Source organism: Micromonospora haikouensis, assembly GCF_000876225.1.
Taxonomy (GTDB): domain Bacteria; phylum Actinomycetota; class Actinomycetes; order Mycobacteriales; family Micromonosporaceae; genus Micromonospora; species Micromonospora haikouensis.
In genome coordinates this window covers 420,139-439,605 of the sequence record NZ_JXSX01000001.1, presented here as the reverse complement: position 1 = coordinate 439,605, position 19,467 = coordinate 420,139, and the positions used below count along the sequence as shown (strand labels likewise).

The following is a 19,467-nucleotide window of genomic DNA, read 5'->3' as shown; positions in this document are numbered from 1 at the left end:
ACCAGAAGACTGTCGATGATCGGTTCACCTCGGCAGGATTGTTCCACGACGGGCCGGGCCGCACATCACTACGCGCGGCACCGGCTCGTCGGGTCAGCTGCCGGAGGTGGCGGTCTCCTTCTCGCCGGCGGCGTCGGCCGGCTTGATCGAGCGGAGCAGCACGCTGGCGACGTCGACCACCTCGACCTGCTCGCCGGCCCCCTTGCCGTTGACCCCGTCGTTGAGCATCGTCGAGCAGAACGGGCAGCCGACCGCGATGGTCCTCGCCCCGGTGGACATGGCCTCCTCGACCCGGTCCACGTTGATCCGCTTGCCGATCTTCTCCTCCATCCACATCCGGGCACCGCCGGCGCCGCAGCAGAAGGAGCGCTCGCTGTTGCGCGGCATCTCGGTGATCTCGCCCTGGACGGAGTCGCCGAGCACCTCGCGCGGGGCGGCGAAGACCCGGTTGTGCCGACCCAGGTAGCAGGGGTCGTGGTAGGTGACGCCGCCGTCGACCGGCTGCACCGGGGTGAGCTTGCCGGCGCTGACCAGGTGGGCCAAGAGCTGGGTGTGGTGCACCACCTCGAACTCGCCGCCGAGCTGCCCGTACTCGTTGCCGAGGGTGTTGAAGCAGTGCGGGCAGGTCGCGACGATCTTGCGCTTGCTCTTCTCCCGGCCGTCGAACGCCTCGTTCAGCGTCTCGACGTTCTGCTGGGCGAGCATCTGGAAGACGAACTCGTTGCCGATCCGGCGGGCCGGGTCGCCGGTGCAGGTCTCGCCCTCACCGAGGATGGCGAAGGAGACGCCGGCCTCGTTGAGCAGGGTCGCGACCGCCCGGGTGGTCTTCTTGGCCCGGTCCTCGAACGCGCCGGCGCAGCCGACCCAGAAGAGGTACTCGAAGTCGTCGACCTCGCCGACGCGCGGCACCTCGAAGCCGAGCCCCTTGGTCCAGTCCTCGCGGGTGTTCTGCGGGGCGCCCCAAGGGTTGCCCTTGTTCTCCAGGTTGCGCAGCATGACGCCGGCCTCGGACGGGAAGCTCGACTCGATCAGCACCTGGTAGCGACGCATGTCGACGATGTGGTCGACGTGCTCGATGTCGACGGGGCACTGCTCGACGCACGCGCCGCAGGTGGTGCAGGACCAGAGCACGTCCGGGTCGATGATGCCGCCGTCGGAGGCGCCGCCGATCAGCGGCTTCTCGGCCTCGGCGAGCGCCAGCACGTCCACGTGGGCGAGCTGGGCGGCGGTGGCCTTCTCGTCGCCGGTGAGGTCCTTGCCGCCGCCGGCCAGCAGGTACGGGGCCTTGGCGTACGCGTGGTCGCGCAGGCTGAGCACGAGCAGCTTCGGCGACAGTGGCTTGCCGGTGTTCCAGGCCGGGCACTGCGACTGGCACCGCCCGCATTCGGTGCAGGTGCTGAAGTCGAGCAGGCCCTTCCAGGTGAACTGCTCGACCTGGGCGACGCCGAACTGGTCGGACTCCGGGTCGGCCTCCTCGAAGTCGAGGGGCTTGCCCTGGCTCATCATGGGCCGCAGCGCGCCGAGGCCGGAGCCGGCCCGGCCCGGGTCGCGCTTGAAGAAGATGTTGAAGAAGGCGAGGAACCGGTGCCAGGCGACGCCCATCGTGACGTTGAGCGCGATGACGATCAGCCAGGTCATCGAGATGGCGATCTTGATGAGGGCGGCGATGCTGACGCCGGCCGACCAGTCGGGCAGCAGCGCGCCGACGGCGTGGCTGACCGGGGTGGCCCACAGCGGGTACTCGAAGTGGTCGGTGGCCACCTTGAAGCCCCGGATCACGAAACCCATGATCAGCACGGCGAGGACCACGGCCTCGACGAAGTAGCCCTGCCACATGGTCGAGCCGGTGAACCGGGAGCGCCCTCCCGGCCGGGAGGGCCGGTTGCGGATCCGGATCGCGATCAGCACTCCGATGCCGACCGTGCCGAGCACCGCGATCAGCTCGGTGACCAGGCCGTAGACCGCCAGGCCGCCGATCAGCGGCAGGCCGCCGGTCGGGGAGACGACCTCGAAGTATGCCTCCAGGACCAGCAGCGACAGCACGATGAAGCCGACCATGACGAACCAGTGCGCGGCGCCGACCACGCTCCAGCGGAGCATCCTGGTGTGGCCGGCGGTCTCGGCCAGCATCGTCTTCGTGCGGGTGCCCCGGTCGGCGAACCGCTCCGGGGCGGGCTGGCCCAACCGGACGACTGCCACGATCTTCATGACCGCGCGTACCGCAAGCCACACCGCCACGGCGGTGATGGCGGCCGCGAGGATCGTGGTGACGATCTGGACGCTGCCCATCGAGTTGGCCTCCCGGTCTGCTGCCTGTCGAGCGGCTCGGCGGCCGGGCCGGGTCAGGGGCGCGACCGGCGCAGCGCCTTCGTCGCACCCTGACCGGACCGGTCGATGACCTCGCTCCGCTCGGTCATGCAGTGCAGCCTACGCGAGAGTTACCCGACAGTAACGTGAGTCATCTCGCAGCTGAGCCGCGCCGCCCTGCGGACACCATAGGGTGCCCGCCGCCGAAACGCCGGGCAGGGGCCCGGCGGGGTGGCGTGGATCGTGCCGGAAGCAGGCCGGGGGTCAGGCTCCAGCCCGGCCGGTGACGGCCGGGCCCGCCGGGTCAGCGCCAGCGGGAGAGCAGGACCAGGGAGGCGACCATCGCGCCGAAGCCCACCGCGAGGTTCCAGTAACCCCACGACATGACCGGGTATTCCTGCTCGGAGAGGTAGTAGACCACCAGCCAGCCGATGCCAGCGACGATCAGGGCGACCGCCGTGACCGGCAGCCAGACCGGGCTAGGCTTGCGCGTCGCCGCCGTCGCCGTCGGACGCACGTCCGTCGGCGGGGTGTACACCTTCTTCTTGCGGACCTGAGACTTGGGCACGACGCTCTCCAGAGGGGGTGACGACCTCGTCCGGCCTGACAACCGGGCGCGGGGGCGACGGTCCATGGCCAATAATGTTCGACAGCTAGCGTAGTCCGGATGACCCGTTCAAGCCATGAATGGGGTCAGGCCGATGCACGGAGTGACCGAAAAAGGCGGGACTGTTCGGGTCGCCGCACCGGCCCGCGTCGTCGCGGGCCGACACGAGACGACGCGGAAGGAGCGCTCGGTGGAGTACACGTCCGGCGCGGCCTCCTGGCAGAAGGTTCTCCGCCGGGCGGTCGTCGGCCTCCTGCCCCGGCGTCCCCGGCAGCGGCGTCCGGGCTGGTCGATCGGCGTGCCGCTGATCGCCGCCGCGGCCGGGCTGCTGTTCACCACCACCGCGACGACCGCCGGCGGCACCGCGCTGCGCGAGGACCGCCGGCCCCAGCTCACCCAGCTCATCGAGGACCGCCGGGTGCAGGTCGCCGCGAGCGAGCGCCGGGCCGCCCAGCTCCGGGCCGAGGTCGAGGAGGAGACGGCGACCCTGGCCGATTCCGACGGCCCGATCAGGGAGCAGCGGGACCGCGCCGCCGCCAGCCGGCAGGACGCCGGGTTCACCGCGCTCACCGGGACGGGCGTCACGGTCGAGCTGAACGACGCCGTACGGCGCGCGGACCAGGAGCTGCCCGACGGTGCCACCAACGACGACCTGGTCGTCCACCAGCAGGACGTGCAGGCCGTGGTGAACGCGCTCTGGGCCGGCGGCGCGGAGGCGATGTCAATCATGAACGTCCGCGTCCTCGCCACCAGCGCGGTACGCTGCGTAGGTAACACCCTGCTGCTCCATGGGCGGGTGTACTCCCCTCCATTCAAGATCGTTGCAATCGGCGACCCCGCTGCGCTCCGGCAGGCCCTCGCCGCGTCTGAGGGAGTGCAGATGTTCAAGGGCGCGGTCAACGACTTCCAGCTGGGCTACCGGGAGACCGTCTCGACGGTCACGGTGCCGGCGTTCGAGGACTCGACAGCCCTACGCTCGGCGACGGTGCCCCGGTGACCCGGAGGCCCGACGACGGCTGGGACGGCCGGCACCGGGGCCGGCAGGAGGAGGACACGGCCTTCCTCCCCAGGCTCGACCGCGCCGAACCGGCCACCCCTGGGCCGGCGTCCCCCCACCCGACCGCCCCTGGCCCGGCTAATTCTGGCCCGACGGGTACTGGCCCGACGGGTTCTGGCCCGACCGCACCTGGCCCGGCTGCCGCCGACGCGGTGGCCGCCGCTCCGCCGGACCCGTCCCGCCCGGAGCGGCCCGGCCCGACCGGTCCCTGGCCCACGCCCGTGCTGACGCCCCGCCCGGCGGTGCCCCACGCCCAGCGGCCGGCGACGCCCGGCCGGGCACCCGCGGAGGCGGCCCCGCCCCTGGCCGGGCCCCGCGCCCAGCAGCGGCCCGCACCGGCCCCGGACCCCGGGCGCGGCACCGACTGGTTCGCCGGCACCCCGCAGCGGCCCGCATCCGGGCCACCGGCCCCGGCCCACCCTCCGCTGGGCGCGCCCCCGCAGCCCCCGGCCCACCCCCCGCTGGACACGCCCCCGCAGGCCCCGGCCGCGCGGCCGCCCGTGGACGTCCCGGCCCGCCGGCCGGCGGCCGAGCCCGACCAGACGCCGTACGGACGTCCCTCGGGCAACGGCGCCGAGCCCGGGCGGGCACCGTACGAGCGGCGGCCCGTCGACGGCGACGCCGGGTTCGGGCCGGGTCACCGCCCGGCGAACGACACCGACGGTCCCACGGCCTTCCTCCCCCCGATCGAGGCGCGCGCCGCCGACCGCTCCGGGGCACCTTTCTCCCGTGGGTCCGGCTTCCCGGGCACCGCGCCGCCCGACGCGGTCAACCGTCCCCCTGCGGACCGCCGCCCCGGCCCGGTGCCGCCCGCCGCGGACCGCCAACCCGGCACCCCGCCGCACGGCACCCCGCCGCACGGGGCGGTCGACCGCCCCGGCCCGGTGTCGCCCGCTCCGGTGTCCCCGGGGGCGGGGCGTCCGGTTCCGCCGGGCGGCAGCCCTGGTCACCCCGTCGACCCAGCGGCCACCGCCGTCATCCCGGCGGTGCCCCCTCGGCCTCCGGCCCCCGACGCGACCGCGCTGATGGGCGCGGTGCCGCGCCTGCCCGACAACGGCGACGAGGCCGCCACCGACGGGGAGCCGGCCGAGCCGCCCCGGCCGCGTCGCGGCGAGCGGGTGGTCCAGCTCCGGGCCGAGCAGACCGACGAGGGCTACAAGAGCGTCTACTCCGACCTGACCCGCCCGACGTTCTGGAGCCGGTTGCGCACCGGGGTCCGGTTCACCGGCGAGCTGCTGATCACCTTCGGCCTGGTGGTGCTCCTCTTCGCCGGCTACGAGGTGTGGGGCAAGTCGGCCATCGTCGACGCCCACCAGAACGACCTCAGCAACCAGCTCGCCCAGGCGTGGGGTCCCACCGGCGACCCGACCGTCGCTCCCAGCGCGAGCGCGTCGGCGAAGCCGAAGCCGCCGGCGCACGGCAAGCCCATCGCCGGGCTCTACATCCCGAAGCTCGACAAGAACTGGGTCGTGGTCGAGGGGGTCACCCAGCAGGACATCCGGTACGCCCCGGGCCACTACCCGGACAGCGCGATGCCCGGCCAGGTGGGCAACTTCTCCGTCGCCGGCCACCGCAACCGGGCGACCTTCTGGCGGCTGGACGAGCTGAACCCCGGCGACGCGATCGTCGTCGAGGGCAAGACCGAGTGGTACGTCTACCAGGTCTACAAGTCGCGCATCGTCAAGCCCAACCAGGTCGAGGTCGTCGCTCCGGTGCCGATGCAGCCGGACGCGAAGCCGACGAAGAAGGTGCTCACGCTGACCACCTGCAACCCGAAGTTCGACAACTACCAGCGCCTGATCGTGCACGCCGAGCTGACCCGTACGCAGCCCAAGTCGGCGGGTCAACCGGCGGAGCTGGGGGGCTGACGATGTACGCCTGGATCTGGCGCAAGCTGCCGCTCGGCGTGCCCGGCAAGCTGATCGGCTCACTGCTGCTGGCCACCGCCACGGTGGCCCTGCTCTGGTACGTGGTCTTCCCGTGGGCGGAGCCGCTGCTCCCCTTCGACGACGTGCAGGTCACCCAGGACTCCGGGGTGCCGGGCGGCGGCTCAGGCGTGGACGGCAACGCCCCGCCGGCCGGCGACGAGCACGACCTGCCGTACGACACCGAGCAGAACAACACCCCGCCCCCCTCTCCGAGCAGGTGACGATGCGCGTCCTGGTGATCGACAACTACGACTCGTTCGTCTTCAACCTCGTGCAGTATCTCGGCCAGCTCGGGGTGGACTGCGAGGTGCGGCGCAACGACGAGATCGACGTCGAGGAGGTGGGGCGGGTCGGCGCGGCCGGCGTCCTGCTCTCCCCGGGGCCGGGCAGCCCCGACCGCGCCGGCATCTGCCTCGACGTCATCCGCCGGTACGCGGGCGAACTGCCGATCTTCGGCGTCTGCCTGGGTCACCAGGCCATCGGCGAGGCGTTCGGTGCCACCGTGGCCCGCGCCCCCGAGCTGCTGCACGGCAAGACCTCCGAAGTCAGCCACCACGGCGTCGGGGTGCTCGCCGGCCTGCCGGACCCGTTCACCGCGACCCGCTACCACTCGCTCGCCGTGCTGCCCGAGACCCTGCCCGAGGAGCTGGAGGTCACCGGCTGGACGGGCTCGGGGGTGGTGATGGCGATGCGGCACCGCACCCTGCCGATCGAGGGCGTCCAGTTCCACCCGGAGTCGGTGCTGACCGAGGGCGGTCACCTGATGCTGGCGAACTGGCTCGCCGCCTGCGGCCACCCGGAGGCGCTGGAGCGCGCCCCGGCGCTGGCCGCCGAGGTGGACGCGCGCCGCCGCGCCGCCTTCGCCGCCGCCTGACCGGCTCCCGGTTCCCCGCGCTGAGCGGCGCTGGCTGGGAGCTGTCTGTCGGCGAAACGGGGCGATCCGGCCCAATGGACGACGGCGTGTCGCCGGCAGGGTGTGGATCAACGCGCTCACCGGTCGGCGAACGCGTTGATCGACGAGCCTCGGCCGGCGTCAGTCCTGGTTGAGGCGGACCGGCGGGGTCGGGAAGGGCAAACCGCCGCCGTTGCCGCCACCCCCGCCGTCGATCGGCGGGGTCGGTGTCGGCGTGACGGGTGGGTTGCCCGTCGGCTCGGTCGGCTCGGGGGTGGGCTCGGGGATGTCGACCTCGATGGTGACCCGCTTGCCCCGCTCCAGCTCCGTGCCGCCCCGGGGGTTCTGGCCGGACACCTTGCCGGCCTGGTCGGCGGGGACCTCGTCGCCGTCGACGATCTTCACCACGTAACCGGCCTGCTCCAGCTCGCGCTTGGCGTCGTCGGCCGAGGAGCCGACGACGTTCGGCACCTGCCGGACGTTGCCCCGGGAGACCTCCACGGTCACCTTGCTGTCCTCGGCGACCTTGGTGCCGGACTTCGGGGAGACGTTCGTGACGATCCCCTCCGGCGAGGAGCTGCTGACCTCCTTCTTGACCACTTCGAGCTTGAGGGCCTCGAGCTGCTGCTCGACGTTGTCGAACTGGGAGCCGACCAGCCCGTTGGGGATCGTCACCTCCGGCTTGCCGGAGCAGATCTGGATGGTGACGCCCCGGCCCTTCTCCAGCTGGGTGGTCGGCGGCGGCTGCTGCGCCGCGACGGTGTCCTTCTTGCAGGTGCTGTTGGCGATCGGGTCGCCGACGGCGGGGACCAGGCCGGCCTGTTCGAGCTGGGCCACCGCCGCCGCCTGGGTCTGGCCCGTCAGGTCGGGGACGGCGATCTTCTCGGCGCCGCCCCGGCTCATCGCGTAGGCGGTGACCAGGGCGATGATCGCGAGCACGCCGAGCGCGGCGAAGGTGGCGATCACCCAGGAGGACGCCCGGCGCTGGCGCGGGTCGCCGACCCGGGCCGGCATCTGCTGCCGGGTGGCCGCGCCGCCGACGACCTGCGTCGGGTAGCCCGACCCGGCGGCCGACATCGGCGCGGTCTCGGCCTCACGCATCACCGGGGTGGCGAGCACCGGCCGGCCGGCCGCCGCGCGGAGCAGGTCGGCCCGCATCTCGCCGGCGCTCTGGTAGCGGTTGAGGGGGTTCTTCGACAGCGCCTTGAGCACGATCGCGTCGACGGCGGGGTTGACGTCCGGGTTGATGTCGCTCGGCGTCGGCGGGGCCTCCCGCACGTGCTGGTACGCCACGCTGACCGGGCTGTCCCCGACGAACGGCGGGTGGCCGCAGAGCAGCTCGAACAGCACGCAACCGCCGGCGTACACGTCGGAGCGGGCGTCGACCGCCTCGCCGCGCGCCTGCTCGGGCGAAAGGTATTGCGCCGTGCCGATGACCGCGCTGGTCTGCGTCATCGTGGTGGCGCCGGAGGCCAGCGCCCGGGCGATGCCGAAGTCCATCACCTTGACCTGGCCGGTCTGGGTGAGCATGACGTTGCCGGGCTTGATGTCGCGGTGGATGATCCCGTGCCGGTGGCTGAACTCCAGCGCGGCGCACATGTCGGCGCAGATCTCCAGCGCGCGGCGCGGCTGGAGCCGCCCCTCGACGCCGAGCACCTCCTTGAGGGTCCGCCCGTTGACGAACTCCATCACGATGAACGGCAGCGTCTCGCCGGTCGGCCCCGTCTCCTCGCCGGTGTCGTAGACCGCGACGATGGCCGGGTGGTTGAGCGAGGCGGCGTTCTGCGCCTCCCGGCGGAACCGCATCTGGAAGGTGGCGTCGCGGGCCAGATCGGCCCGGAGCATCTTGATCGCGACGTCGCGACCGAGCCGGAGGTCACGGCCGCGGTGCACCTCGGCCATGCCGCCGTAGCCGAGCAGCTCGCCGACCTGATACCTGCCACCGAGCAGGCGGGCCTGCGCTGTCATCGCGTCTGTCGTCCTTCGCTCGTCGTCGTCTCGCCGCCGCCCGGCAGGAGTCGTTCCACTCGACGGTACGGCGTCCCGGACGGATCGTCGCGCCCACCGGCCTGCAGCGCGCCGGACGCCGCGGCCCGGGCACCGGACCCGCCGGGGTCACCGGCTGCCGCATTCTTCCGCAGGTTGTAGGAAATCACGCCGGAGCAGAGCAGGACCAGTGTGGCCACCAGGATGAACAGCCAAACCGCCCCTGACCTGGACCGCTGCGGCGGGGCCGGGGGCGGGCCGGGCTGGCGGGCGTACGCGAGGGGGTTGGCCTGGCGGACCGGGGCCGGCGGCGGCACGGTCGCCGCGCCGCGCGGGTAGGCCGGCTGGTTGGCCACCGGCGGACGGGGCACGCCGGCCGGCGGGTGAGGCTGCTGGTGCACAACGGGCGGGCGGGGCTGGTGGGTGACCGGGGGACGCGGCTGGGGCGGGGCCGACGTCGGGACCGGGCGCTGCTGCGGCGGGCCGGAGGTCGGCACCGGGCGCTGCGCCACCGCGGGCGGCCGGGGCTGTTGCCGGGAGGCGGGCGGCACCTGGGCACGCGCCTGCGGGCCGGCCGGGGACGCCGGGGCGGCGGAGACCTGCCCTACGTGACCGCCGCCACGGGACTGCTGCCCGAGCGCGAGCTTCGCCTGCCGGGCCACCCCGGCGAGGGCGGCGGCGCTGGGCCAGCGGGCGGCCGGGTCCTTCGCCATGGCCCGCTCGACGATGGCCCGCACCGGGGGCGGGATGTCCGCCGGCAGCGGCCGGGGGGTGTCCCGGACGTGCTTCATGGCGATTTCCAGCGGGTTGTCGCCCTCGAACGGCCGTCGGCCGGCCAGGCACTGGTAGGCGACCACGCCGAGGGCGTAGACGTCGGAGGCGGGCGTGGCCACCGCGCCGGTGGCCTGCTCGGGGGAGATGTAGGAGGCGGTGCCGAGCACCGAGCCGGCGGCGGTGAGCTGGGCGACCAGCTCCGACCGGGCGATGCCGAAGTCGGTCAGCACGAGGGTGCCGTTGGGCCGGACCAGCAGGTTTCCGGGCTTCACGTCGCGGTGCACGATGCCCTTGCAGTGCGCCGCGTGCAGCGCGTCGGCGGCCTGGGCGAGCAGGGCCATGGTGCGCGCCGGGGTGAGCCGGCCGACCCGGCCCAGCGTCGAGGAGAGCGCGTCACCCTCCACGTATTCCATCACCAAAAAGGCGATCTGCTGGTCGTGGCCGAAGTCGTAGACGTCGACCACGCCGGGGTGGTTGATCGTGGCCATGGTGCGGGCCTCGCCACGGAAGCGCTCGGCGAAGTCGGGGTCGTCGAGCAGCGCCGGGAGCAGGCTCTTCACGGCGACCGTGCGGCCCAGCACCTGGTCGGTGCCGCGCCACACGTCGCCCATGCCGCCGCTGGCGATCCGCTCGTCGAGGCGGTAGCGGTTGCCGAGCTGGACCCCGGGGCTGAGCATGTCAGCGCCCCCCGGAGTCGGCGGCCGCCGCCTGCATGATCTTGCCGGCGATCCGGGCCGCCTCGGCGCTGCCGCCGCTGCCCGCCTCCTCCAGCACCACGCACACGGCGGAGACCGGGGTGCCCTTCGAGTCCAGGGCGAAGCCGATGAACCAGCCGTGGTCGGGGGTCTGCGGGCCCGACTGGGCCGTGCCGGTCTTGCCGCCGACGGTGTAGCCGTTGAACTTCGCGTTGCGGCCGGTGCCGTTCTCCACCACGCTCACCATCATGTCGCGCAGGTCCGACGCGACCTGCCCGCTGACCGGCTGGCGCAGCTCGCGCGGCTTGGCCGTGTAGTAGCTGGTGGTGCGGTCCGGTGCGAGGAGCTGCCGCACCAGGTAGGGCCGCATCTGGCTGCCGCCGTTGGCGACCGCCCCGGCGATCAGGGCCCCCTGCAGCGGGGTCATCTTGACGTCCCGCTGGCCGATGGAGGACTGGGCCAACGCGGCCGGGTCGGTGCTGCCGTCGGGGCCCTGCATGGCCCCGGTGCGGCTGGCCGCCACCGGCAGCCCGCCCTCACCGAGCTGGCCGACGGTCAGGTCGTCCTGCTCGAAGCCGAACTGCCGGGCCTTCTCCTTCACCCTGTCCGCGCCGAGCTCCACGCCGAGCTTGGCGAAGCCCGTGTTGCAGGACTCGGTGACCGCGCTGATCAGGCTGACCTCGGACTCCGGGCAGATCGACGGCACCGCGTTGCGGATCGGGGTGCCCGAGGTCGGCGGGGTGTAGCTGGGGCCGGCCGAGATCTGGGTGTTCTTGCCGATGCCGTTCTCCAGCGCGGCGGCGGCCACCACGATCTTGAAGGTGGAGCCCGGGGGCAGCACCTCCGACAGCGCCCGGTTCTTCAGCGGGCCACCCTCGGCGCTCTCCAGCTTGTTGTACGCCGCCGTCGCCTCGTCCGTGTCGTGGCTGGCCAGCGGGTTCGGGTCGAAGCTGGGCATGGAGACCAGCGCCTGCACCGCGCCGGTGCGCGGGTCGAACGCGATCGCCGCACCCTTCTTCGCCCCGACCTGGTTGTTGGACAGCCCGTTGAACGCGGCGTCCTGGGCCCGCTTGGAGAGGGTCAGCAGCACGTTGCCGCCGCCCGTCTCGTCGCCGGTGAACATGTCCTTGATCCGGTTGGCGATCAGCGCGTCGCTGGTGCCGGCGAGGAAGTCGTTCTCGACCCGCTCGATGCCGGTGTCGCCGAGGTTGACCGGCTTGTAGCCGAGGACGTGCGCGTACTTCTCGCCGCCGGGGTAGGTACGCAGGAACCGCAGCTTGCCGCCGGTCTCCTTGCTGGTGGCGAGCGCCGTGCCACCGGCCTCGATGTTGCCGCGCTTGCGCTCGTACTCGGCCACCTGGACCCGGCCGTTGTAGTCGCTGTTGCGGTATTCGTCGGCCTTGTAGGCCTGGATCCAGTTCAGGTTCGCGAAGAGCAGACCGAACAGGACCATCGCGACGACACCGACGCGGCGCAGGGGTGCGTTCACGGCCGGATCACCTCCGTGGGGGCACCGTGCAACTGCTCGGGTGGGCCGCCCCCTGGTCGGGCCGCCGGGCCGCCGCCACCGGTCACCGGGCGGCGGGCCGCGTCGGAGACCCGCAGCAGCACCGCGATGAGCAGCCAGTTCGCCATCAGCGACGAGCCACCGGCGGAGAGGAACGGGGTGGTCTGACCGGTCAGCGGGATGAGCTTGCTGATCCCGCCGACGATCACGAAGACCTGGAGGCCGAGGGTGAAGGCGAGGCCCCCGGCGAGCAGCTTGCCGAACGAGTCCCGCACGGCGAGCGCGGCCCGCAGGCCCCGCTCCACGATGAGCAGGTAGACCACCAGCAGCGCGGAGAGGCCGAACAGGCCGATCTCCTCGCCGATGCCGGCGAAGATGAAGTCGTTCTGCACCTCGGGGATCTCCAGCGGCTCCCCGCCGCCCGGCCCTGCGCCGAACAGGCCGCCGCTGCCCAGCGCCAACAGGCCCTGGACGAGCTGGTAGCCGTCCTGGTAGGGGTCGGCGAACGGGTCCAGCCAGATCTGGGCCCGCAGGTGGAAGTTGGCGAACGGCCCGCCGACGACGCCGCCGAGCACGTACGCGAGGTAGGCGCCGCCGAAGAACAGGATCAGGCCGATGAGCAGCCAGCTCACCCGCTCGGTGGCGATGTAGAGCGTCACCACGAACATGCCGAAGTAGAGCAGCGAGGTGCCCAGGTCCTTCTCGAAGACGAGCACCAGCACGCTCAGCGCCCAGACCGCGAGCACCGGCCCCAGGTCCCGCCCGCGCGGGAAGTCGATGCCGAGGAACCGGTGGCTGGCCAGCGACAGCACCTCGCGCTTGCGCACCAGGTAGTAGGCGAAGAAGGCGAGCAGCGCGAGCTTGGCGAACTCACCCGGCTGGATCTGCCCCACCCCGGGCACGATGATCCACAGCTTCGCGCCGTAGATCTCCGAGTATTTCGCCGGCAGCACCGCCGGGATCATCACCAGCACGATGCCGGCGAGGCCCAGCGTGTAGGCGTACCGGGAGACCGACCGGTGGTCGCGCATCAGCGCCAGCAGGCCGGCGGCGAGCATCACCGACGCCAGCGTCCAGGCGAACTGGCGACCGCCGTTGCCGGCGAAGATCGCCAGCGACTCCCGGTCGGCGGGGGCGGCCCGGGCCAGGTCGAGCCGGCGCAGGAAGCCCACCCCGATGCCGTTGAGCAGCGCCACCGCCGGCAGCAGGGCCGGGTCGGCGTAGGGGGCCAGGAACCGGATGACGACGTGCAGGGCGAGGAAGACGCCCGCCAGCACGGCGGTGGGGACCCAGAAGTCCGGGGTGACCGTGTCGAGCACGGTCGCCTCCACCGTCGCGCCGTACGCGGCGACGATCACCAGGGCCAGCAGCAGCAACGACAGTTCGGCGTTGCGCCGCGACCGGGCCAGGCGTACGCCGGGCTGCTCGCCCGTCGTTGCGGGCGAGGCGGCCGGTGCGGCGGCTGCGGTCACGGAGGTGTCCTCGGGTTTCTCAGCCGACGCTCACTCCGGCGACCGGCACCCGGCCGGGTCGGCCGGCGGAACCGTGTCGGAGGGCAGCACGTCGGGCGTCTCGGTGGGCGCGGGGGTCGGGGTGTCGACGGGTCGGGCGCTGCCGGAGGCCGTACGGGTCGCCCCCGGCTTGACCGGGGACCTCGTGGGCTCCGGCGTCGTCGCCTCGGGGCTCGGCGTCGGGGTCGGCTGGCAGACCGGCTTGAGGTTGGGGTTCAGCGGGTCGTCGCTGGTCAGCTCGGCCAGCCGGCGCTCGGCGTCGGGCTCGTCGCGGGCGGGGATGCCCTGCTTGACCTGCTCCTGCGCGGCGAGGGTGAGGTCGTCGAGCCGGGCGGGGCTGACGGAGTGCTCGGCGGAGAGGTCGAGGCCGGCGATCTGCCCCTGCACGCCCCGGAACACGGCCACCCGGCCGTCCTCGGTGGCGCCCACGTAGTACTGCCGCTGCGTGTACGTCCACCCGCCGAGCAACGCGCCGCCGAGGATGACCAGCAGGGCGAGGGTCATCGCCGCGGTGCGCAGCGGGCGGCGCTTCGGGCGGTCGTCGTCGCCGTCGTCGTCGGCCGGCTCCTCGGGGGCGGGCGGCCGGGGGGCGGAGAGCGCGGAGGCGCGCGCGGCGGGGGTGGAGACGTCGGCGGAGGTGGCCATGCCCCGGTCCCGGGCGGCGGCGCCGCCGACGATCGGGCTCGCCTCGACGATGTCCCGGTCGGTGGCGTCGGCGATGATCACCGTGATGTTGTCCGGGCCGCCGCCGCGCAGCGCGAGCTGGACGAGCCGCTCGACGCACTGCTGGGGGTCGGTGTATTCCCGCATGGTGTCGGCGATGGTCTCGGCGCTCACCACGCCGGAGAGGCCGTCGCTGCAGATCAGGTAGCGGTCGCCGGGGAGCACCTGCCGGACGCTGTATTCCGGGTCGATGTCGCGGCCGTCGAGCGCCCGGGTGAGCAGCGAGCGCTGGGGGTGGCTGCTCGCCTCCTCGGCGCTGATCCGGCCCTCGTCGACGAGCATCTGGACGTAGGTGTCGTCCTTGGTGATCTGCGCGAACTCGCCGTTGCGCAGGAGGTAGGCCCGCGAGTCGCCGATGTGGACCATGCCGAGCTTGGTGCCGGAGAAGAGGGTCGCGGTCAGCGTGGTGCCCATCCCCTCCAGCTGCGGGTTGGCGTCCACGGTGTCGCGGAGCTGCTGGTTGGCGGTGCCCACGGCCGAACGCAACGCGTCGACCAGGGCGTCACCGGGGACGTCCTCGTCGAGCGGCGCCATGGCACCGATGACGATGTTGCTGGCGACGTCACCGGCGGCCATGCCGCCCATGCCGTCGGCGACGGCGAGAAGCCGCGGCCCGGCGTAGACGGAATCCTGGTTACCGTCTCGGATCAGACCGCGGTCGCTGTGGGCCGCATAGCGCAGGGTCAGAGTCATGGCCGTAATTCGAGAGAGGTGCGCCCGATGCGGATCGGCACGCCGAGGGGGACGGGGGTTGGTCCGGTGACCTTAGCGCGATCGAGGTAGGTGCCGTTAGTCGATCCGAGGTCCTCGACGAACCACTGCCCGTCGCGGGGCACGAGCCGGGCGTGTCGCGCCGACGCGTAGTCGTCGGTGATGACGAGGGTCGAATCCTCGGCCCGACCGATGGTGATCTGCGCCTCGCCCAGGGTGATCCGGGTGCCGGCGAGCTGACCGGCGGTCACCACCAGCTGGTGCGCGGCCCTGCCCCGCTTCACCTTGGCCGGCTTGGCCTGCGGCTGGCCGGTCGAGGCGCCCACGGCCCGGGGCGCGGCCACCAGCCGGCCCGACCGGGCACCGGCGAACAGGTCCCGGCGGATGACGCCGACCACCGTGAAGACGAAGATCCACAGCAGGATCAGGAACCCGAACCGGGCGACGGTGATGACGAGTTCCGGCAAGGCGGATCAGCCGTCCACGCGGAAGGTCAGGGTGGTGGTGCCGAGCTGGATCATGTCGCCGGGGTTGAGCGCGACGGCGGAGACCCGCTGGCCGTTGACCATCGTGCCGTTGGTCGAGCCGAGGTCGGTCAGCACGACCTGACCACCGTCGAAGTCCAGCCGGGCGTGTCGGCGGGAGATCCCGACGTCGGGCAGGCGCAGGTTGGCCTGGTCGCCCCGGCCGATCACGGTCGAGCCCATCTGGAGCGGGTAGGTGCGGCCGTCGCCCGAGACCAGCCGGACGTTGCGCCCGCCGCCGTGCCCCGGCGGGGGGCCGTAGCCGCCGCCCTGGTCGTACGCCGGATAGGCGGGGCCGGCGTCGTAGCCGCCCTGGTCGTAGCCCGGCGCGGAGACCGGTGCCACGTCGCCACCGGTGTAGACCTCGGCGGTGACCCGGAACATGCCGGTGTCGAGGCCCTCGCCGCGCTCGATCTCGACGATCACGTCGCCGTAGACCGTCCAGGCCTGCTCGCCGATGAACTCCGCCTGCGACTGGGCCAGCTCCTGGGCCAGGGCGGCGGCGTACGGCGCCAGGCGGTTGTGGTCGTAGGGCGAGAGATCGATCACGTAGCGGTTGGGCACCAACGTGCGCCCGCCGGCCAGGATCGCCTTGTGCGCCTCGGCCTCCCGCTGCATGGCGTTGAGGATCTCCACGGGGTGGACCACCCCTTTGAAGACCTTGGCGAAGGCTCCCTCCACCAGGCCTTCCAGACGCTTCTCGAAGCGTTGCAGCACGCTCACCGGCTCCTCCTCGGGTCCCGAGGACATGATGGTATCCGGCCGGCGCGCGCGCAGCTCACACGCCGCTCGGCCGGCCGTCGCCGGCCCGTTCGAACGGGCCCTTTCCCCCGTGCTACAGTTTCGTCCGCCACGAACGGTAACCGGTCGCGGCGCAGGCCAGGGACACCGTAGGATGTGCCGGGCCGCTGGAGACAGCGGATCCGGGGCAGGCTAAAGTGTTCCGGGTCAAGCCACGGGGAAGTGGCGGAATGGCAGACGCGCACGGTTCAGGTCCGTGTGCCCGAAAGGGCGTGGGGGTTCAACTCCCCCCTTCCCCACCAGAGCGAGGGCTCCGCAGCACGCGGGGCCCTTTCGCCGTTCCGTGGGGCCCGGCGTCCCATCCGGTGGGTGCCGGACGTCACGCTATGCTCCGATCGTTTCCCTGCCTCCGATGGACCAGGAGTGGCGTGTGAGTGTCGCGTTGGTGACCGGGTCGGGCGGCCTGATCGGTTCCGAGGCGGTCCGGCACTTCGCCGGCCTCGGTCTCGACGTCGTCGGCATCGACAACGACATGCGGCAGGAGTTCTTCGGCGCCGAGGCGTCGACCGCGTGGAACGTCCGGCGGCTGGCCGAGGAGCTCGGCGGGGCGTACGCGCACCACAGCATCGACATCCGCGACCGCGACTCGCTGGCGAAGCTCTTCGCCCGGTACGGCCGCGACATCGCCGTGGTGATCCACACCGCCGCGCAGCCGTCGCACGACTGGGCGGTGCGCGACCCGTTCACCGACTTCGACGTCAACGCCGGCGGCACCCTCAACGTGCTGCAGAACGTGCGCGAGCACTGCATCGAGGCGCCGGTGATCCACTGCTCGACCAACAAGGTGTACGGCGACCGCCCCAACAGCCTCCCGCTGGTCGAGCTGGAGTCCCGCTGGGAGATCGAGCCGGGGCACCCGTACGAGCAGGGCATCCGCGAGGACATGTCGATCGACGCCTGCCTGCACTCGGTCTTCGGCGCGTCGAAGGTCGCCGCCGACGTGATGGTGCAGGAATACGGTCGCTACTTCGGGATGCGCACCGCCTGCTTCCGGGGCGGCACGCTGACCGGCCCGGCGCACTCCGCGACCGAGCTGCACGGCTTCCTCGGGTACGTGATGCGCGCCAACATGGAGCGCCGGACGTACAAGATCTTCGGCTACCAGGGCAAGCAGGTCCGGGACGCGATCCACAGCTCGGACGTGGTGTCGGCGTTCGAGGCGTTCTTCCGCAACCCGCGCTCGGCGGCCGTCTACAACCTCGGCGGCGGCCGGCACTCCAACACCTCCAACCGGGAGGCGTTCGCCCTGGCCGAGCAGATCACCGGCCAGGAGATGATCACCGAGTACGTCGAGGCGAACCGGATCGGCGACCACAAGTGGTGGATCGGCTCCAACGAGGCGTTCCAGGCCGACTACCCGGACTGGAAGCAGGTCTACGACGTGCCGATGATCATGCGCGAGATCTACGAGGCCAACGTGGACAAGTGGGTGCCCGGGGCATGACCGACGGCAGCAAGCGCAACGTTCTCGGCGTCCTCGTCGACGCCACCGACTACGCCACCGCGACCGAGCGGGTGGTGGCGGCGGCGCACGAGCGGAGTCCGCTGGCGCTCACCGCGCTCGCCGTGCACGGGGTGATGACCGGGGTGCTCGACCCGGCCCACAACGCCCGGCTCAACTCGTTCGACGTGGTCACCCCGGACGGGCAGCCGGTGCGCTGGGCGCTCAACCTGCTGCACCACGCCAACCTGGCCGACCGGGTCTACGGCCCGCTGCTGACCCTGCACGTGCTGCGCCGCTTCGCCGAGGAGGGCCTGCCGGTCTACCTGTACGGCTCGACGGAGGAGACGCTGTCACGGCTGATCCCCGCCCTGGAGCGGATGTTCCCGGCGCTGAAGATCGCCGGGGTGGAGCCGTCGAAGTTCCGCGCCGTCCAGCCCGGCGAAGACGCCGAGATCGCCGACCGGATCCGGTCCAGCGGGGCCCGGCTCGTCCTGGTGGGGCTCGGCTGCCCCCGGCAGGAGGTCTTCACGTACGCGATGCGTCCGCTGTTGGACATGCCGATGATGGCCGTCGGGGCGGCCTTCGACTACCACGCGGGGCTGCTGCGCAACCCGCCGCCGTGGATGCAGCGGGCCGGCCTGGAGTGGTTCTGGCGGCTCGGCCTGGAGCCGAAGCGCCTCTGGCGGCGGTACGTCATCCTCAACCCGGCTTACCTGGCCCGCCTGGCGGCGCAGAAGACCGGCCTGTGGAAGGCGAAGCCGCCGACCCCGGCCACCGAGCGCCCCGCCACCTTCGCCGTCTAGGCCGCCCGCGCGACCCCTACGGGACGGGCCTGCGGGACGAACAGGGGGCCGACCCGGATTCGGCGGGCGTCGAACTGGGCAAGGCTGACGGCATGGACGGGCATCTCATCGTGCTGTTGCCGATCGCCGGCGTGTGGCTGGCCGCGGGTCTCCTCGCCGAGCGGCTGCCCCGGCCGCATCGTGCCCGCGCGCTGCGGCGGCGTACCGGATGGTTGCTCGCCCTGACGGTGACCGGCCTCGGCCTGACGGCGGCCGTGCTCGCCGCCGGGCTGACCAGCGCCGGCACCGGCACGATCGACCGGGCCGCCGCCGGCCTGGCGCTGGCCGCCGCCCCCGCGCTGCTGGTGGCGGTCGTCACGGCCCGCCGGGTGCGCCGGCTGTGGGCCGGTGCCGGGGCGTTCGCCGCCGCACCGGAGACGCCGGCCCCGCACGGGCTGCGGGCCGCCGCGGCGCATCCGCTGATCGGCCTGCCGCTGCAGGCCACCGGCCTGGCCACCGTGCCGGGGGTGCTGTCGGCCAGCGGCCTCGACCTCTTCGCCGGGCCCGGCACCACCGGTGCCGCCGTCACCGTGGCCGCGCTGGGCGTCGCCGCGATCGGGGTACGCCAGGCGCTGCGCCACAGCCGCCTCGCCGAGCGGGCGGTGACCCGGCAGCCCGGGTCAGCGCGAGCGGCCAGCGCCGCCCTGCACGTATAGCAGCTCCAGGATCGCCCGGGTCGCCTCGAACCAGCGGTCCAGCCAGCCGGGCGGCGGCACGCTGCCCTTGGGGGGCAGCTCCAGCAGCAGCCCGCGCAGCAGCGGGTGGTCGACCAGGGACTCGGTGGCCGACGGGCCGGTCGACCAGCCCGACGGCGGGAACGACGGCTCGGTCAGCGGGTTCGGGTCCAGCGACGGCAGCGACAGCGGCGCGCCGGCCTGGTCGAGGGCGGTCGGGCCGTCGTCCCGGGTGCCGATCTCGGAATCGGTGGAGACGACCTCCGTCAGGACGGTGTCCCGGCGGGCCCCGCGGTATTTCCCGCCGAACCGCTCCGGCTTGCCCGGACCGTTGGTGAGGTTCTCTGAACCGATCGTCGTCATCGTCTCGCCTGCCTCGCTCGGGTGCCGATCCGGGTGGCCGTTGCCGATCCGGTAGCTGGTCCGGGTCGTCGACCAGCGCCGTCCCGACGGTTCAACGACCCGGGACGGCGGTGGAAACGCG

The 19,467-nt window shown here is 72.9% G+C and carries 17 protein-coding genes and 1 tRNA gene; 8 read left to right on the top strand and 10 right to left on the bottom strand.

What is annotated here, in order from left to right; translation table 11 throughout:
• Positions 1-93: 93 nt before the first annotated feature.
• Both TK50_RS01915 and TK50_RS01910 read right to left on the bottom strand, forming a co-directional pair.
• Positions 94-2,289 carry a (Fe-S)-binding protein gene (locus TK50_RS01915; RefSeq protein ID WP_043961084.1) on the bottom strand — a complete coding sequence of 732 codons (2,196 nt, stop codon included), beginning with the start codon at positions 2,287-2,289 and terminating at the stop codon, positions 94-96.
• 322 nt (positions 2,290-2,611) lie between these two features.
• The gene (locus TK50_RS01910; protein ID WP_043961083.1) at positions 2,612-2,875 is read right to left on the bottom strand and encodes a cell division protein CrgA; all 264 of its coding nucleotides are present in this window, start codon (positions 2,873-2,875) and stop codon (positions 2,612-2,614) included.
• A 229-nt stretch (positions 2,876-3,104) separates the two neighbouring features.
• Between TK50_RS01910 and TK50_RS01905 the strand changes: the two genes are divergently transcribed.
• From TK50_RS01905 to TK50_RS01890, 4 genes are all read left to right on the top strand, one after another.
• On the top strand, positions 3,105-3,911 hold the full coding sequence (locus TK50_RS01905) for a DUF881 domain-containing protein (protein ID WP_043961082.1): 807 nt from the start codon (positions 3,105-3,107) through the stop codon (positions 3,909-3,911).
• Between the two features lie 281 nt (positions 3,912-4,192).
• Positions 4,193-5,839, top strand: coding sequence for a class E sortase (locus tag TK50_RS01900; protein ID WP_241773896.1), 1,647 nt, complete (start codon positions 4,193-4,195; stop codon positions 5,837-5,839).
• 2 nt (positions 5,840-5,841) lie between these two features.
• Positions 5,842-6,120, top strand: coding sequence for a hypothetical protein (locus TK50_RS01895; RefSeq protein WP_043961080.1), 279 nt, complete (start codon positions 5,842-5,844; stop codon positions 6,118-6,120).
• 2 nt (positions 6,121-6,122) lie between these two features.
• Positions 6,123-6,773, top strand: coding sequence for an aminodeoxychorismate/anthranilate synthase component II (locus tag TK50_RS01890; protein WP_043961079.1), 651 nt, complete (start codon positions 6,123-6,125; stop codon positions 6,771-6,773).
• 159 nt (positions 6,774-6,932) lie between these two features.
• On the opposite strand, the gene pknB is transcribed toward TK50_RS01890, so the two are convergent.
• The 7 genes from pknB to TK50_RS01855 are packed head-to-tail and all read right to left on the bottom strand — an operon-like array spanning position 6,933 to position 15,972.
• Positions 6,933-8,759: a Stk1 family PASTA domain-containing Ser/Thr kinase gene (gene pknB, locus TK50_RS01885; RefSeq protein ID WP_043961078.1), complete on the bottom strand. Its 1,827-nt coding sequence runs from the start codon at positions 8,757-8,759 to the stop codon at positions 6,933-6,935.
• Positions 8,756-10,228: a serine/threonine-protein kinase gene (locus TK50_RS01880; RefSeq protein WP_043961077.1), complete on the bottom strand. Its 1,473-nt coding sequence runs from the start codon at positions 10,226-10,228 to the stop codon at positions 8,756-8,758. The genes pknB and TK50_RS01880 overlap by 4 nt, the downstream gene beginning before the upstream one ends.
• A 1-nt stretch (position 10,229) precedes the next feature.
• The gene (locus TK50_RS01875) at positions 10,230-11,735 is read right to left on the bottom strand and encodes a peptidoglycan D,D-transpeptidase FtsI family protein (RefSeq protein ID WP_043961075.1); all 1,506 of its coding nucleotides are present in this window, start codon (positions 11,733-11,735) and stop codon (positions 10,230-10,232) included.
• Positions 11,732-13,225, bottom strand: coding sequence for an FtsW/RodA/SpoVE family cell cycle protein (locus TK50_RS01870; protein ID WP_043961074.1), 1,494 nt, complete (start codon positions 13,223-13,225; stop codon positions 11,732-11,734). Before TK50_RS01870 ends, TK50_RS01875 begins: the two co-directional genes overlap by 4 nt.
• Positions 13,226-13,255: 30 nt before the next feature.
• The gene (locus tag TK50_RS01865) at positions 13,256-14,680 is read right to left on the bottom strand and encodes a PP2C family protein-serine/threonine phosphatase (RefSeq protein ID WP_043961073.1); all 1,425 of its coding nucleotides are present in this window, start codon (positions 14,678-14,680) and stop codon (positions 13,256-13,258) included.
• Complete coding sequence (locus TK50_RS01860; RefSeq protein WP_007073875.1) at positions 14,677-15,165, bottom strand: FHA domain-containing protein FhaB/FipA; 489 nt, start codon at positions 15,163-15,165, stop codon at positions 14,677-14,679. The genes TK50_RS01865 and TK50_RS01860 overlap by 4 nt, the downstream gene beginning before the upstream one ends.
• Before the next feature lie 6 nt (positions 15,166-15,171).
• Positions 15,172-15,972: an FhaA domain-containing protein gene (locus TK50_RS01855; RefSeq protein WP_043961072.1), complete on the bottom strand. Its 801-nt coding sequence runs from the start codon at positions 15,970-15,972 to the stop codon at positions 15,172-15,174.
• A 207-nt stretch (positions 15,973-16,179) separates the two neighbouring features.
• On the opposite strand from TK50_RS01855, the gene TK50_RS01850 reads away from it, so the two are divergent.
• The 4 genes from TK50_RS01850 to TK50_RS01835 all read left to right on the top strand — a co-directional run bounded on the left by TK50_RS01850 (position 16,180) and on the right by TK50_RS01835 (position 18,965).
• A tRNA-Leu gene (locus TK50_RS01850) sits at positions 16,180-16,265 on the top strand.
• Between the two features lie 128 nt (positions 16,266-16,393).
• Positions 16,394-17,467, top strand: a complete 1,074-nt coding sequence (locus TK50_RS01845) for an NAD-dependent epimerase/dehydratase family protein (protein WP_043963666.1) — start codon at positions 16,394-16,396, stop codon at positions 17,465-17,467.
• Complete coding sequence (locus TK50_RS01840; protein ID WP_043963664.1) at positions 17,464-18,270, top strand: WecB/TagA/CpsF family glycosyltransferase; 807 nt, start codon at positions 17,464-17,466, stop codon at positions 18,268-18,270. The genes TK50_RS01845 and TK50_RS01840 overlap by 4 nt, the downstream gene beginning before the upstream one ends.
• A gap of 92 nt (positions 18,271-18,362) precedes the next feature.
• Positions 18,363-18,965 (top strand): hypothetical protein, encoded by a 603-nt coding sequence (locus TK50_RS01835; protein ID WP_043961071.1) that lies wholly within the window; start codon positions 18,363-18,365, stop codon positions 18,963-18,965.
• On the opposite strand, the gene TK50_RS01830 is transcribed toward TK50_RS01835, so the two are convergent.
• A complete protein-coding gene (locus tag TK50_RS01830) occupies positions 18,930-19,346 on the bottom strand; it encodes a hypothetical protein (RefSeq protein WP_043961070.1) in 417 nt (138 codons plus the stop codon). The genes TK50_RS01835 and TK50_RS01830 overlap by 36 nt on opposite strands.
• Positions 19,347-19,467 lie beyond the last annotated feature (121 nt).

Excerpts from the sequence above, each read along its gene's own strand:
- TK50_RS01865 (WP_043961073.1), bottom strand. The coding sequence starts at position 14,680 with ATGACTCTGACCCTGCGCTATGCGGCCCACAGCGACCGCGGTCTGATC.
- TK50_RS01890 (WP_043961079.1), top strand. The coding sequence starts at position 6,123 with ATGCGCGTCCTGGTGATCGACAACTACGACTCGTTCGTCTTCAACCTC.
- TK50_RS01880 (WP_043961077.1), bottom strand. The coding sequence starts at position 10,228 with ATGCTCAGCCCCGGGGTCCAGCTCGGCAACCGCTACCGCCTCGACGAG.
- TK50_RS01840 (WP_043963664.1), top strand. The coding sequence starts at position 17,464 with ATGACCGACGGCAGCAAGCGCAACGTTCTCGGCGTCCTCGTCGACGCC.
- TK50_RS01830 (WP_043961070.1), bottom strand. The coding sequence starts at position 19,346 with ATGACGACGATCGGTTCAGAGAACCTCACCAACGGTCCGGGCAAGCCG.
- TK50_RS01915 (WP_043961084.1), bottom strand. The coding sequence starts at position 2,289 with ATGGGCAGCGTCCAGATCGTCACCACGATCCTCGCGGCCGCCATCACC.
- TK50_RS01835 (WP_043961071.1), top strand. The coding sequence starts at position 18,363 with ATGGACGGGCATCTCATCGTGCTGTTGCCGATCGCCGGCGTGTGGCTG.
- TK50_RS01895 (WP_043961080.1), top strand. The coding sequence starts at position 5,842 with ATGTACGCCTGGATCTGGCGCAAGCTGCCGCTCGGCGTGCCCGGCAAG.
- TK50_RS01855 (WP_043961072.1), bottom strand. The coding sequence starts at position 15,972 with ATGTCCTCGGGACCCGAGGAGGAGCCGGTGAGCGTGCTGCAACGCTTC.
- pknB (WP_043961078.1), bottom strand. The coding sequence starts at position 8,759 with ATGACAGCGCAGGCCCGCCTGCTCGGTGGCAGGTATCAGGTCGGCGAG.